A 14430-nucleotide genomic window follows, 5' to 3' on the forward strand; every position below is an offset into this window, starting at 1 on the left:
TTCTATTTAACTTTTACAGCTACTACCACGTCCTGTCCGTGGCGTGGTTTAGAGGCAGTTTGTATACCTGACCAACTACCAAAATAAATAGGTTCCTGAATCTTGAAACCCATTTGAGAATATTGATTACGGATGAATTCTTCATCATACCCTACTGTATCTTCAGGATCGTCTGGCTTCTGAATATAGCAGTGAGTCTGTGGACTGTTTAGAAAATCAAATCTGGCATTACCTGCCTTGATAGACTCGCTAACTGCTTCATTTATCAAAAAGTAAGTAATTAGACAACGACCACCAGGTTTCAGTACTCTCGCTACTTCTTGCAAGTAGTTAGATAAATCTTTTGGTAGTAGGTGCGTGAATACTGAAGTCAGAAATACAAAGTCAAAAGTACAGTCTTTGTAGGGAAACTTAAATTCATCAGCGGAAATCTTGCCAGTCGGATTATAATGATCGTTTTTAATATTTACTAGCTGAAACCGACTTTGAGACCACCGTGGTTCTATTTCCTGCTGACACCAAGCGATATCGTCAGGTTTAATATCAAATCCTTCATAACGACCTTTTGCATTAAGATAGCGTGCAAGCGCTAGAGCCATACGACCAGGACCACACCCGACATCTAGTACACTTTCATTCGGCTTCAGGTCTGCAAAAAGTTTAAATGTTTCCACCCACCGATGTCCAATATCAGAAAATTGTTTCCCCCCATGTCCTTTTGTTAAATTCAACGGTGGTTCAAGGGTGTATAGTTCTTGCAATCTACTTACGCTTGAGGTTTTGTCTACTTGTTCAGCTAAGGGTTCCTTGTCTTGGTTTTTGAGGATGTTTGGACGACTGGCTCTCCAAATGTATTGAGCTAGTCCATAACCCTTACGTGCCATTCGTTCTAACAAATTAAGCGATTTAGTATCGTCCTTCACATTTTTCATCATTTTTCCACACAAATGGGGAGGAGTAAATTGTAGGCTGTCTTGAGTAATTATTGCTGGGGATAGTTCACGAGGATCGATAATTTCATGTTCTAATTGATATACTAGTGAAGGTCTAATCCATCCTCTGGCAACTTCTTCTCTGACGAATTGTTCACTAATAAAGCCTTCTTTAATTGCATTAAATAGTTCCTGACACCACAACCATCCTAGAGGATTTTCTGTGGTCAGCCACGGTTGAGATGCCATGTCAGTGTAATGAGTTAAAGCTGTTTTACCTTCTGTATATCGCTCTAAATCATTCCACTCAGTTGGTATTACAGGCGCAATTTTGTTAGCTGGAGCCATTTCCAACACAAATTGCTTATAAGTCCATTTTCCCCGTTCTAAATCTCGCACTAAGTCTACGACATCCCACTTCAGTTGTTCACAATTAATTACCATAACACTGAATTGAGGCGGTCTCCCAGAGTTTTCTGGTTCATAAACAGAAAGTAAGTCTGCTCCGTTAAATGGTAGTAACCACAACTCCTGAATATCTCGAAATACTTGCATATCAGAGTCAAGATAAATGGCTCTACCGCGATAGTTTTTGAGAGCAGGAATTGCAAATCTTTGGAAGCTAAATGGAGTTCGCGGTTTAATTTTTGGATCTTCAGGTTTTGGAATATGTATTCCTGCGTTGTGTACTGCTGAAAATAGAGACGTAACTTCAACAGGCATTGAGGTATATTTTTTGATGGAGTACTCTAGGACTTTAACAGCTAATATCTGCTCTTCTTGAGTTCCAACAAATATTTGTATGGGACTTTCAACAGGAAAATCTTTTTCTTCCACCATAATTTAACTTCATATTTCCTAACTGTTAGGTTTTACAGATTATTTTGTTAAATTACTCTTGATTAGTTTTTTAGCCATCAGTAGAACGCGTGGCCCATTACGTTCATCCCTATGTTCGACTATATCCACTTGTCCAAAACCTGCTTCCTTTAAAATTGAAACTATATCATCTAGTTTCAACCATTTTGATGATTCGTACATACCTGAAAATACGTCTGCATATCCTTTTTCTCGGTATTTTTTATAATAATATATCTTGCCATTCACTTGGAATGTTTCTTTGGCATCTTGTTCAAGAGAGTAATGAGTATCTAACATTATTCCTAGTCGAATATATTTTCCTAAATCAAGTAAATGTTGGACTGGATCTTTTAAGTGATAAAGAACACCAACATGATGCATAACATCAGCGGACAGTAAATCCCAATACTTGGTTAAGTCTTCTTCTATATTTAACTTAAAAACAGTCGGATGAAAACCAAATAAAGAAGAACGAACAATTGTTTTCACAACATTTTCAATCCGAGAATCAAGTGCTGTAACTTGCTTGGCATATTGTGAGAGAGCTATTGTATGAATACCTTCAAAGCAACCAATTTCTAGAACATGCTTGTCTGTTAAGTTAAAATATTCATTCATTAACAATATTCTTTTGTCAGGAATGATTTGTGGTGTGTTTCTTTTGCCGCGCCAAGCTAGGTTTCCAAATCTTCTGCCGTTGTTATCTACTACGAAACAGTTCCATTTCAATATATTATTCAATTCCTGTAAATCATCATCATTTAAAAAATCTATGAATTTAATTTCATTTCTCTGTTCATTAAAACCACTAAATGGTAATTCATTATCATTTCCGGTAATTTTAGGTTCCATTGATGTTTCTTTGTTGATTTGTGAATAGCGTGATTGAAACCAATAAGTTAATTTTTTAACGAGCGATCGCATATTGCTAGAACTGCTCCTTATTGTATTTCTCCTGTTGTCATACTAAAAGATTAGACTGCTTGCTTTGTGGATAGAAAGGAAGCGATCGCATATTTCTCTCACTGCTCCTTTTCCGCCAGCTAGTTCCGTAACATATATCGCAGATGATTTATTCATAGACATGGAATCAGCGACCGTTAAAGGACAGCCTACTGCTTGGAGTACAGGAATATCATTAAGATCGTCTCCCATATACGCAACTTGTTCTAGGGTGATATTTAATTTTTGGCACAGATTTTCAAGTATGTTCAACTTATTCTCTACGCCAAGAAAAGTATAATTAATCCCTAACTTTTTAGCGCGATGAAGTACTGATGTTGATGTACTAGCGGTGATAATTGCTATATCTATCCCTGCTTGCATCAATAATTTCAGTCCTAGACCATCTTTAACGTTAAATTTCTTGAACTCTTCACCAGTTTCGGTATAGTAAAGACCGCCGTCTGTCAGCACACCATCGACATCTAGAGCTAAAAGTTTCACTTGGGAAAAACGCGATCGCAACTCAGATTCAGATATCTCGATCATTGTAAGTAAGCAGGAGTAGCAACTGCTAAACTATTATGGATATGCAAAACTGGTTTTAAAACCTCTTCTAACTGAGCAAGGGGAATCATATTCGGCCCATCACTGAACGCCGCATCAGGATTTTCGTGAATTTCCATAAACAGTGCATCAATACCAACAGCCGCAGCTGCTCTGGCAAGATAAGGGACAAACTCGCGCTGACCACCAGATTTATCACCTTGTCCCCCAGGCATTTGGACGCTGTGGGTGGCATCAAACACCACAGGATAACCTAGTTGCCGCATTTGTGGTATGGAGCGAAAATCAACAACCAAGGTATTGTACCCAAAAGTGGTTCCCCGTTCTGTTAAAAGAATGTTTTTAGCTCCAGCCGCCTCTAGCTTTGCGACTACAGACTTCATATCCCAAGGTGCAAGAAATTGACCTTTTTTGACGTTGACGACTCTACCTGTAGCAGCGGCGGCTATGAGCAGATCGGTTTGCCGACAGAGGAAAGCCGGAATTTGCAGAACATCGACTACTTCCGCTACGATCGCCGCTTGTTGACTTTCATGAATATCTGTTAAGACGGGTACGCCAATTTCTTTTTTGACTCGTTGGAGAATTTCTAAACCAGTATCTAAAGTTTGACCCCGGAATGAATTAATGGAGGTGCGGTTAGCCTTATCAAAAGAGGATTTAAAAATAAATCCGATCCCAAGGCGATCGCAAACTTGGCGGATTTCTTGGGCCATCTTCAGGGTAAAGTCTTCTGATTCGATGACGCAGGGTCCGCCGATCAAAGTCAGAGGATTACCTTTTCCAATAGATAGACTCTCTGTAATTTGAGTGTGAATCATGGGGTGATGCCTTTAACAATCAAGGATTCAGGCGTGTTGATTTCCAAAGTTGTGACTTGTGTATGACACACTTAGATTGAATGTCCGGGTTCTCGCACTGCTCTTAGCAAGTAGGTGTAAGCTTGGCATACTTTACCAGAAAATCACGGCTAAAGGTATACAAATCAAGATAATGGCATACGGCTGCTGGTAGCAAATTGTCCAAATAGGCAAGGACAGAAGTATCCAGCACGATTATGGCGATCGCATAGCATTTTGTTTAGATATTCTGTTGAGCAGTTGCTCCTTGAGAGTAGTCATGCTGGGTTTTTCAATCAGCAAATATGACATGTAAGAAATTATCATGACCACTGAAGTAAACAACACAGCACAGAGCAAATCATTATTTTGATACGAGCGCCATAATTGTGGTAATTGATAACCAGAGAAAATATTTATCAACAAATAGTGCCAAATGTATAGACTATAAGAAATCATTCCCACCCAAGTAATTCCCAAGAAATTAGATTTATCTAAAAAATTCCGAATCCTGGGAAGAAAATTTAGCAAAGTATGAGGAAGAGTAAAAAAGCCTACGGAAATTAAACTCACAGAATTGAAAAAATACTGTGAAGGTGCATAGTTGAGCAATAGCAAACCAACCAGCATCAATAACACACTTATCCAAGGAGCCAATATAACTTTTTTCTCTGCCATAAAAATACCGCTAGCAAATAAGTTGAATATCATTAAAAACTGCTGCACAACAGGAATGCTGTGACTGCTAGCGTAGGCAGAGAGTAACCAAGATGCTAAAAGTAATATCGCTGTATGCTTACGTACTGTGATATAAAGCAGCGGTGCTATTACATAAAAAACACCTTCATGTCCAAGTGTCCAAAGTACGGGATTAATTGCTCGTGCTACGCTTGGATCAAAGGATTGCGTAAACGTCAAATGACGGGCAATTTCTACAATTCCGGCTGAAGGTGCATAAGTTGATTTTAATAAAGGAAGCAATGTCAGACAAAATAAGATGTTTATCCAATAAAGTGGTAAAATCCTAGTAGCCCGGTTAATTACATATTTTCCGATTTCCATCTGGGGTTTTTTGCCGAAATTTCTACTAACACTACGCCAGATTAAATAACCACTAATAACAAAAAATAGATGGCAACCTAATGGGCCTTTCATTGCTACTAATAAACTATTATTGATTATTTTGTCTTGGTCTGCATGAGACAGGTAAACTAAAATAGCCGCGAAGCCTCGGAGAAAATCTAATATATATCTATCTTTGCCTATATCTGCTTGCCAAAAAACTAATCCTTTCTGCCATCCGAAATTGATATCCTTCATACCACACCTTTGATAAACGTTTCATTACTAATGATTAATAAAATAAACTAAGAGGATGTTTTAAAAGTCCTCTGGTCAGTAGCAAAATGTTTTAGATCCCCCTAAATCCCCCGATAAATTGGGAGACTTTTAGAGACTTTGCCCCCCTTTTTAAGCTATCCATTAGTCACATCTTTCTTAACAAAAGCTAAAAGCTAATTCTCAACAGGATTGGAATTGCTGGATGACAATAGGAGGACTAGACAAACAGCAGAAAGTATGAGTGTTAGCATTGATGGGCTAATTTCCAAGTAGCAGCGATATCATGTAATCGCCGTAACCCTTTCCAAATAGTTTTCACGCCAGGTTCTCCATCACCTTTACGACCAAGAAAACCACGCCCACCTTTCCATTTTTCATTCCCCTCTGTTTTCTCCTCCTCAAAACTATATCTATCAACCTTTTCGGCTTTATTTAAGTATTTTTACGTTTTGTTGAGAAAGATCCGGGTAATGGATAGCTTTTTAAGTGGGTTGGGGGGATCAACAAGTGTCTAAAATTACAGCCGATCACTTTTAAAACATCCTCTAAGGCATAGCTTTTACAGGCAATAAAAATTAAATAGTCTATTTTCCTCAAAAGAGGCGATCGCAAAGTTGGAAAATTGAGTCAAAAGTTTTTCAAGTAAAGCCTTTTGATTCAATGATGCAAGACTCTCTAGAATTTGAGTTGGAATTATGGTCTGACACTTTTAGCAATCAAAGATTGAGCCTCAATCAGGTCTTCAGGCGTATTGATTTCCAAAGTTGCGACTTGGGTGTGACAGACTTGGATCGAGTAACCGTGTTCCAGAACCCGCAATTGTTCCAAGGCTTCACACTGTTCTAAGGGAGTAGGTGTGAGTTTGGCATATTCCGCCAGGAAATTGCGCCTAAACGCATATAAACCAAGATGATGAAATACTGGTGCTGGAACAGAATTACGAAAATAAGGAATAGGGGAACGAGAAAAGTATATAGCGCGGTTGTAGCGATCGCATAGTACTTTGACAACATTTGCATCGGCATAACCTGTTTGGTGATCCAAGGGACAGGCTAAGGTTGTCATATCTGGTAGTGCTTTGTCTGGATTCAAGTAGGGTGCGACTAGCTGCGTCAGCATTTCTGGCTTAACAAATGGTTGGTCTCCTTGGACATTGGCGACTGCTACGGCTTGGGGATAGCGTGTAGCGACTTCAGCAACTCTATCTGTACCTGAAATATGGGTGCTGCTAGTCATTTCGACAACACCGCCAAATTTTTCGACGCATTGGGCCACCAATTCGCTGTCAGTTGCTACAACTACTTGGCTAAATGAGGGACATTGTTTGGCTGCTTCGTAAACCCACTGTACCATCGGGCGATCGCCAATCATCACTAAAGGCTTACCTCTTAAGCGTTGAGAATCATAGCGAGCTGGAATAACGGCAAGAATATTAATCACAAACCACTCCTCACAATGTCATGCAGTCTAATCAACCCCAGACAGATTCCCTGTTCATCTACTACTGGCATCACAGAAATTTGAGAGGGACGATTTTCCATAACTTGCAAAGCATCATAAGCCAAATAGTCTGGGGAAACTGTGATTGGATTCTTGGTCATAATTGCATCACTGCTGATACGTTCCAATTTCGTTGGGTCTATTTTTTGAAAACTTCTTCGCAAGTCTCCATCAGTAATAATTCCTAGCAACTGACCTAAATTATCTACAACGTTGACCGCACCCAGACCACCTTGACTGATAGCGGTAATCACTTCTAACCATGTAGCTGTAGGTGAAATTATAGGATTTTCAAAACCACTGTGCATGATGTCAGCGACTTTTAAAGTCAGGCGTTTTCCTAGTCGTCCTGCGGGGTGATTCAGCGCAAAATCTTCTGGGGTTAATCCTTTAACTTGCATTAACGTCATGGCGATCGCGTCTCCAATCGCTAAGGCTACGGTGGTGCTTGTTGTCGGTGCAAGGTTCAGCGGACAAGCTTCTTTGTCAACAGAAGCATCGAGAACAACATCAGCATTACGCGCCAAAGTAGAGGACAAGTTACCAACAATTGTAATAATTGGCACTTGCCGCTTTTTTAAGTAAGGTGTAATCTCTACTAGTTCGTCAGTCTCACCGCTATTGCTCATGAGAATAGCCACATCATTAGAGGTAACAATCCCCAAATCGCCATGTAACGCATCTGCTGGGTGAAGATAAACGGCGACTGTGCCAGTACTAGTGAGAGTTGCAGCAATTTTGCGGGCAATTAAACCTGACTTACCCACGCCCACCAAAACGACTTTCCCCTTACAGACAGACAATAGCTGGATTGCCGATGCTACCTGCTGGGGCTGGAGTTTGTTTGCTGTTTGAGCGATCGCCTCAGCCCCCAATTTCAGAAATTCAGTAACCTGTTGAAAATGATTTTTTGTCCCTCCTACATAAAGTGGTAATATTTTACGTTTGTTTTGCATAAAAATCTTCCGCCTATTTATCATTTATAAATAAGTGCTTTAATCTTAAATATTGTTCTCTAAGTTTCCAAAAATTAGATTTTTTTATTTCTACAATATCATCTTTTAACTCATTAATATTTTTTTTCAAATTTGCATTATCATCTTTTAATTCCTGAATATTTATCGCCAAATTTTCATTTAATTCTTGAATGCTTCTATCCAAATTTCCATTTAGCTCCTGAATACTTTTTTTCAAATTTATATTATCATCTTTTAATTTCTGAATATTTTTCTCCAGATTTTCAGTTAATTCCTGAATGTTTTTCTGGAGATTTTCATTTAATTCTTGAATATTCTTCTCCAAATTTGCATTATCGTCTTTTAATTCTTGAATATTTTTTTTCAAATTCTCATTTAATTCTTGAATATTTTTTTTCAAATTCTCATTTAATTCTTGAATATTTTTTGCAAAAACTTCATTTTCTGCACGTAATGAATTCACTTTAGACTTCATGAAGCGACGCAATTCAGTATTTTCTGATTGTAAATTTTTGATTGTAGATTTGAGATTTAATCTTTCATTCTGTAATTCTACAACTTGTTGTTTTAAAAGTGATTTTTCCTGTTCCCAATCATCTGAACCATACAAATGAAGATAATTGCGCCAGTAAACATTCATATACTTTTTGCGTGGTCCTTTAAAATGCAAAACTTTTCTCTCTTTTAGCTCATATACATCTAAATCTGATTCATAATCAGGAGAAAAATTATAAATATCACAAGATAATAAAAGAATTTTTATGCTATCAATTTCTATATTACCTGGATCGACTTGACTACCCTTTTGCCAGTTAATCGCATCCGCTAAAGCATGTTGATCGCCCCACCATTGAGACTTTTCTATATATTTTTCTGTGTATAGTAAATAAAGCTTCTCAAAAAAAGCAACTACCGCTTCTTTATTTCTCTTGGAAATATAAATTACTCCGCCATTTATAGGCATTTCTTTATCATCACGAACCGTCAAAGCTAAGTCAAATTCTTGGGAAAATAATGATTCAATATTATCGTTAACTAATATATCTGAATCCAGAAAAACAATATCTGATTTAAATTCATGACTCTTGAGAAAATGTAACTGTGACACTAAACGACTCAGCATGATTGTTCGCGAATCAACTGGGTATCTTTGAACAGTGATATCCAAAGAGAAAAATGAGACATTAGTATCTAAATCAGTTAAAATAACTTTCTCACAGTTACTGTGAAATTTATCAACAGACTTAAACATTAAATCTATCGCCTGTTGATAATCATAAAGATTATTCTGATCCAAAGGGGTACTTTGTTCAATATCCTCTCCTGGGACTTCAGCATGAAATGTGACAAATGTAATCATCTTTAGATTAGTCTTTTACTCCAGACATTACTAGATAAGGATTTGGATATTTGCGAACCAGAATAGATTCATGTATGGTAAACTTTTCTAATATAACTTCCCTAACAGCCTGTTCGCTGAAGCGATAGAAGTCAGCATTGTAAGCAATACCATGACGTTTAAAAGTGAGAGTGGTGTTCATATAGTCTGTGGGTAATGTCATATATATGGGAACCCCAACAATAAATATACCTCCTGGCTTCAGCACGCGATAAATCTCTTCTACAGACTTCCAAAAATACTTGTCATGTTCTAATACTGAAGATGACATGACGCAATCAAATTCCTTATCCGTAAACTCCAGAAGGTTACTATTACCAACTACAAGTTCACATTTTTGCAATTCCGGAGAAGTTTTTTTAATTTTCTGTGCGTTTAAAGCTACTTTTCTAGAATGTTCAAAGCAAGGTATGGATAGTAGCGTCCATGTTGCTGCACCAACTTCTAATGCAGCAGAGTGAGTCTTATTCTGATAAAATGAAGCGAGAATCTTAGCAAAAGCTGCAAAAACTTTTGGACTCATAATACCTCCTCCTGCAAATAATCGACGAACTTTTGCATATTGCTAAAATAATTAATGCAGTTCTGACGATAAATTTCAAAGTCATAATTCAAATATTCGCTCAAATTATTATAATTACATATAGGAAATTCTAATAGTTTAGAAAAACCAACACACCTTTCGTCTACATAGGTAAGGAATGATTTTTTTGCTTGACTTAAAAAATACAAGTGGGCATGTACTCTACTGCCTATATGTAAATCACATTTATTATAAAAGCTTAAACATTCATTTACAGATGTAGGTTTAAAAATTTCAAACCCTTGATTTCGGGCATAATTTCTTAATGAAAATGGAGTTCCATCGTATTTTTTCAGGAATTTTATCTTCCAGGTGTTCAAAATAGTATATTGATTAGTTTGCAAATTACTTTGAATTCCTAGAAAATCCTGATGCAAAGATAGTACTTTACGAGATTTTTTATACTTATGAGCAACAAAATCAATTGTTTTAGTTTCTCTATCCCAAAAATCTTGTCTATCTGTTACAGTTACTACAACAGTTTTTGCTTGATGATTAAATCTTGAATTGTGAAGGATTTTATCATCATATATAACTGGACAACCAGTTAATAAAAATTTATCAACAATTTCTGGTAGGCTATTGTTTAAATACTGAATAGTTAAGGGACAACGCCAGGAGGAGAAGCTGATTCTTTGATGGATAGCTGTGAGTATCTCTTTTGTAGTATTAGACATTCCAAGATTTTGTTTTGAAATACCATGAATCCCAATACCAAATGGCACAACAGGAACTTTGATCTTAGCTAGTGTACCGAGGCTCATGCCAGGTACTATAGTGAAATTATCATTTAATTGATTAGCCCCTGCTAGGATTAAGGCTTTTGTGGAATTGATTTTATCGATGTCATTTTCAGATAATTCTTTTCTTGATGTAAACAAATATTTGCATTCAGCAGGATGTAATAGTTTAATCAAATTATTCAGAATAAATCCGTCACCTATATTTACAGTTTTCTTGCTCTGTATTTCAACAGGAACTATATAAGGTGTAATCACAGCATAATCCATATTAAATTTATCTATTGAATATTATATGTTTTAGTAAAAGAGTGACTTTGAAGTAACCATAATCCTGTTTTATCTTTATTCGTTAAGTTAAACTTTATTTTAATTAAATCATTATTTTTAAATTTTCTTTCTAGCTCTTGGCAAGAATAATGATGTAACCATCCTTTCTGTAATATATCAGCCGGAGAATAGGCTCCTGAGTCACGAATAACGTAGCTCATTAAATAAAAATTAGATATTTGAGGAATCTTGGCTAAGAAATTATCAATATCGCTAATATATTCTAGTAAACCTAAACAAAATACAATATCAAAATTTAAAGACGGTATTTCCGATTCCAGATTTATTTTGTATGTGCTTTCTAATTGTGGTTCCAAGTCATATCCATAGTAATCAAACTGATTACCGAGCTTGCCAATAAGTACAGATTTTAACCTCTCATTCCCACAACCAAAATCAGCAATTCTAATTGGATTAATATTATTAGTTAAGGAAATATCATTGGCAATAAACATTTCTACTGCACTTTCTGCACGTATTTGCCAGCTTGCAGCACTTTGACTATCACAGTTAAATCTCATACTCCTAGCGTACCTTAGTTAAAACTATAGATCTTTGACAAAACAAAATCTCAAAATTTCCCAGATCGATTAATTCATCTACTGCTTTTTTACACCCAGAATAGGAGCTATAATCATCAAATACAATTACGGAATTAAGACTCATCCTGGGAGTAATTCTGTCAATACAAATTTTTACAGAGTCATACCAGTCACAATCAATATGTGCAAATGCTACTACATCTTTAACATTTAAAGTTTCCTGAAAAAGCCCTCGTATTAACTGAATATTATCTGATTCCAAATTGAAGCCAAAACTTTCTATATTGTTAATGACAATATCCTTTAAATTGTGAATATAGCCATAGTATTCATTTCCTCCCAAGCCTTGCGATTTCCCACTGCTAATCTCTGCATATCTGTTGTGAGCATCAATACCATCCCATTCAGAAGGTGGTGGAATCATACCAAATACGTCAAAGATGTGTAAAGGTACGGAATTGGGCTTCATGTGAGCTATCAAAATTGCAGAACCACCTAAGGCACATCCAGCTTCCAAATAGAGACCATGAACTTGTTTTTTTTGGATATATTTGATAGCTCGGCAAATATTTTCAAGTTTTGGGTAGCCGCAGTAAGTTAAATTCTTTTCTCGTATCCTATTAATAAGTTCATGTTCTTGGGAAAATTCTTTTTTAAATAACTGTATTTGCTCAGACTTAGAAAGATGTGTTTCCATATATTTTGAGAATTATTGATGATCTATTTCCCATTTACGCGGTTGATAAAATGATGATTGACTAATAGATTGATTAGCTTTGACTTTAAATTTAAATGATTCAATTATGTCTAAAATGGTATAGTAGCTTCCATTTGCCGTGATATTAATCTTCATGGAATATAATCCAGTTAATAAACAACAGTATGGCATCATTAGCTTGAATGAGTGTTCACCAGTTGATATATTAACAAATCCAATATCATCAGCACTCTGGATAAAAAGATTACACCTCTCTTTATCAGCGAAATCTCTAATTATTAGATTGATGCTAGCATCTTCAATTTCTTCATATGCTTCAAATATGATGTTGAGGTATGCAGGTTTACCAGATACAAGTGTATCTAAAACTTTACCTTTGGAATTTTGAAAAGAAAGTGCTTTAATCTTGAGTGTAGAACTTACAGAATTACTAGAAAAAAGTACTTCGCCTGGTGTTAAGACTTTGGCATTACTAATTTGGTTAATACATAAATCTTCTTCATACTTTTGTACTACTAAATTTGCGTTACCGTTCATAACTAGCTTACCTTTTGCTAGATAAGCAGCAGAATCACAATTTGATGTAATTGCACCTGCACTATGAGAAACCAAAACAAATGATACGCCACTTTTCCGAAGTTCTGATAGTTTGCGATAGCATTTTGTTCTGAATTTAAAATCACCAACTGCTAGCACTTCATCAATTAACAGAATATCGGGATTTGTATAAATAGCACTAGCAAATCCCAGTCTAGCTTTCATCCCAGAACTGTAGGTTCTTACAGGTGCATCAATCGCATCCCATATCTCAGCAAAATCAAGCACTTCTTGAAAACGGAGGTCTATTTCTTTGCGAGTTAATCCAAAAATAGACATATTAATATAGACATTTTCTCTACCACTAAGTACGGGATTAAATCCTGCACCTAAGGCAATCAAGGCTGCTAATCTACCTTTAACTTTTACATAGCCGTTATCTGGCTTAATCAACCCACTGATGATTTTTAGTAAAGTTGTTTTCCCACTCCCATTAACTCCAATTAAACCTATAGATTCACCACGTTTAACTTCTATACTGACGTTATCAAGCGCCCAAAACTCCCCCTTTCTTAATTTACTGCTGTATCTCGGCTTGCCAACTAATTCTGCGCCAATATCTTTGAGACCATAGAGGTAAGATTGCTTAAGATTCCGGCAAAACTTTTTCGAGACATTGTTGACAGAAATAATCACATCATCGTCTTCACTTGGCGATGATAGTATTTCACTATCATTTATTTGCATAGTCATGCTTAACTTATCCTTTCAATTAGAAAAGGTATAGAAAGACGGTACACTAACCACCCTAGAACTAATCCCACTAAAGTGATACCGCTCATAATTAAAAACAAGGTTAATTGCGATAATTCTCCTGTGGTAATCAACTCCTGTGCTGTTACTAGTAAGGGTGTGACAGGATTTAACTTCACTAAAACCGAGAGTGTACCGCTAGTAGGGACAGGATAAGCAATTGGAGTCAGAAAAAACCAAGCTAAGGTGATTACTTCCATAGATCGTGATACGTCTTGGACTAAATTCATTACAGGAACCAGCCACAGCCCTATAGATACTCCTAATAGAATTAAAATAATAAATGCAAATGGTGCAAAAATTATTGTCCAACTCACCGAAACTTTGAATAATACAAATAAAACTATGAGCAAAACTATTTTGATTGACAAGTTAAATAGTACTTGGCCTAATTGAGTCAGAATAATTGCCTCGTGAGGAAATTTAACTTGAGCAAGCAGCGGACGGGAGGTATTTATGGCTATTTGAGGACTATTAAGAGCATCTAAAAATGTTTGCCATAAAATAGTACCTAGCATGACGTAGGCGGGATAAGGTATATCAGTTTCTTCTACACGAACTAGTCCTGTATTATTAGCAAAAGTTAATCCTGCTGCTGTGAGAGCGGGAGGTATAATAGCCCAAGTAATTCCCATGAAAGACCGCCTGTATTGAGCTCTAATATCCCTACTTAGTAATCGCCAAGCCAATTCACGGGAAGCAAACAAATCTTGAAACATTTCCCTGAATAACTGAATCGGATGCAGTACTCTGCTTTCAGGGGTATATATGACTTCTGGTCTACTTTCTTTCCTCACCTTTCCTACCAC

General features: G+C 36.5%; 14 protein-coding genes and 1 pseudogene. All 15 read right to left on the minus strand.

Going from position 1 to position 14430, the window contains the following annotated elements; translation table 11 throughout:
• Window positions 1-2: 2 nt before the first annotated feature.
• Window positions 3-1772: a methyltransferase domain-containing protein gene (locus HUN01_RS24885; RefSeq protein ID WP_181928419.1), complete on the minus strand. Its 1770-nt coding sequence runs from the start codon at window positions 1770-1772 to the stop codon at window positions 3-5.
• 39 nt (window positions 1773-1811) lie between these two features.
• Complete coding sequence (locus tag HUN01_RS24890) at window positions 1812-2645, minus strand: class I SAM-dependent methyltransferase (RefSeq protein WP_181928420.1); 834 nt, start codon at window positions 2643-2645, stop codon at window positions 1812-1814.
• 114 nt (window positions 2646-2759) lie between these two features.
• Entirely contained in the window at window positions 2760-3284 is a 525-nt protein-coding gene (locus tag HUN01_RS24895; protein ID WP_181928421.1) for a KdsC family phosphatase, read from the minus strand.
• On the minus strand, window positions 3281-4123 hold the full coding sequence (gene kdsA, locus HUN01_RS24900) for a 3-deoxy-8-phosphooctulonate synthase (RefSeq protein WP_181928422.1): 843 nt from the start codon (window positions 4121-4123) through the stop codon (window positions 3281-3283). Before kdsA ends, HUN01_RS24895 begins: the two co-directional genes overlap by 4 nt.
• A 234-nt stretch (window positions 4124-4357) precedes the next feature.
• A complete protein-coding gene (locus tag HUN01_RS24905; RefSeq protein WP_181928423.1) occupies window positions 4358-5461 on the minus strand; it encodes an acyltransferase family protein in 1104 nt (367 codons plus the stop codon).
• 265 nt (window positions 5462-5726) lie between these two features.
• Window positions 5727-5837: pseudogene (locus tag HUN01_RS36660) on the minus strand (IS4 family transposase); the annotation flags it as partial.
• 338 nt (window positions 5838-6175) lie between these two features.
• A complete protein-coding gene (kdsB, locus tag HUN01_RS24915) occupies window positions 6176-6922 on the minus strand; it encodes a 3-deoxy-manno-octulosonate cytidylyltransferase (protein WP_203219500.1) in 747 nt (248 codons plus the stop codon).
• Window positions 6919-7938, minus strand: a complete 1020-nt coding sequence (locus HUN01_RS24920; protein ID WP_181928424.1) for a KpsF/GutQ family sugar-phosphate isomerase — start codon at window positions 7936-7938, stop codon at window positions 6919-6921. The genes kdsB and HUN01_RS24920 overlap by 4 nt, the downstream gene beginning before the upstream one ends.
• A 13-nt stretch (window positions 7939-7951) precedes the next feature.
• Complete coding sequence (locus tag HUN01_RS24925) at window positions 7952-9319, minus strand: coiled-coil domain-containing protein (RefSeq protein WP_181928425.1); 1368 nt, start codon at window positions 9317-9319, stop codon at window positions 7952-7954.
• A 7-nt stretch (window positions 9320-9326) separates the two neighbouring features.
• The gene (locus HUN01_RS24930) at window positions 9327-9881 is read right to left on the minus strand and encodes a class I SAM-dependent methyltransferase (protein WP_181928426.1); all 555 of its coding nucleotides are present in this window, start codon (window positions 9879-9881) and stop codon (window positions 9327-9329) included.
• Window positions 9878-10951: a polysaccharide pyruvyl transferase family protein gene (locus HUN01_RS24935; protein WP_181928427.1), complete on the minus strand. Its 1074-nt coding sequence runs from the start codon at window positions 10949-10951 to the stop codon at window positions 9878-9880. The genes HUN01_RS24930 and HUN01_RS24935 overlap by 4 nt, the downstream gene beginning before the upstream one ends.
• A gap of 11 nt (window positions 10952-10962) precedes the next feature.
• Window positions 10963-11532 (minus strand): class I SAM-dependent methyltransferase, encoded by a 570-nt coding sequence (locus HUN01_RS24940; protein ID WP_181928428.1) that lies wholly within the window; start codon window positions 11530-11532, stop codon window positions 10963-10965.
• A 4-nt stretch (window positions 11533-11536) separates the two neighbouring features.
• Entirely contained in the window at window positions 11537-12250 is a 714-nt protein-coding gene (locus HUN01_RS24945; protein ID WP_181928429.1) for a TylF/MycF/NovP-related O-methyltransferase, read from the minus strand.
• Between the two features lie 12 nt (window positions 12251-12262).
• On the minus strand, window positions 12263-13561 hold the full coding sequence (locus tag HUN01_RS24950) for an ABC transporter ATP-binding protein (RefSeq protein WP_181928430.1): 1299 nt from the start codon (window positions 13559-13561) through the stop codon (window positions 12263-12265).
• 2 nt (window positions 13562-13563) lie between these two features.
• Window positions 13564-14430: an ABC transporter permease gene (locus HUN01_RS24955; RefSeq protein WP_338044495.1), complete on the minus strand. Its 867-nt coding sequence runs from the start codon at window positions 14428-14430 to the stop codon at window positions 13564-13566.

Source organism: Nostoc edaphicum CCNP1411 (assembly GCF_014023275.1).
Lineage (GTDB): Bacteria > Cyanobacteriota > Cyanobacteriia > Cyanobacteriales > Nostocaceae > Nostoc > Nostoc edaphicum_A.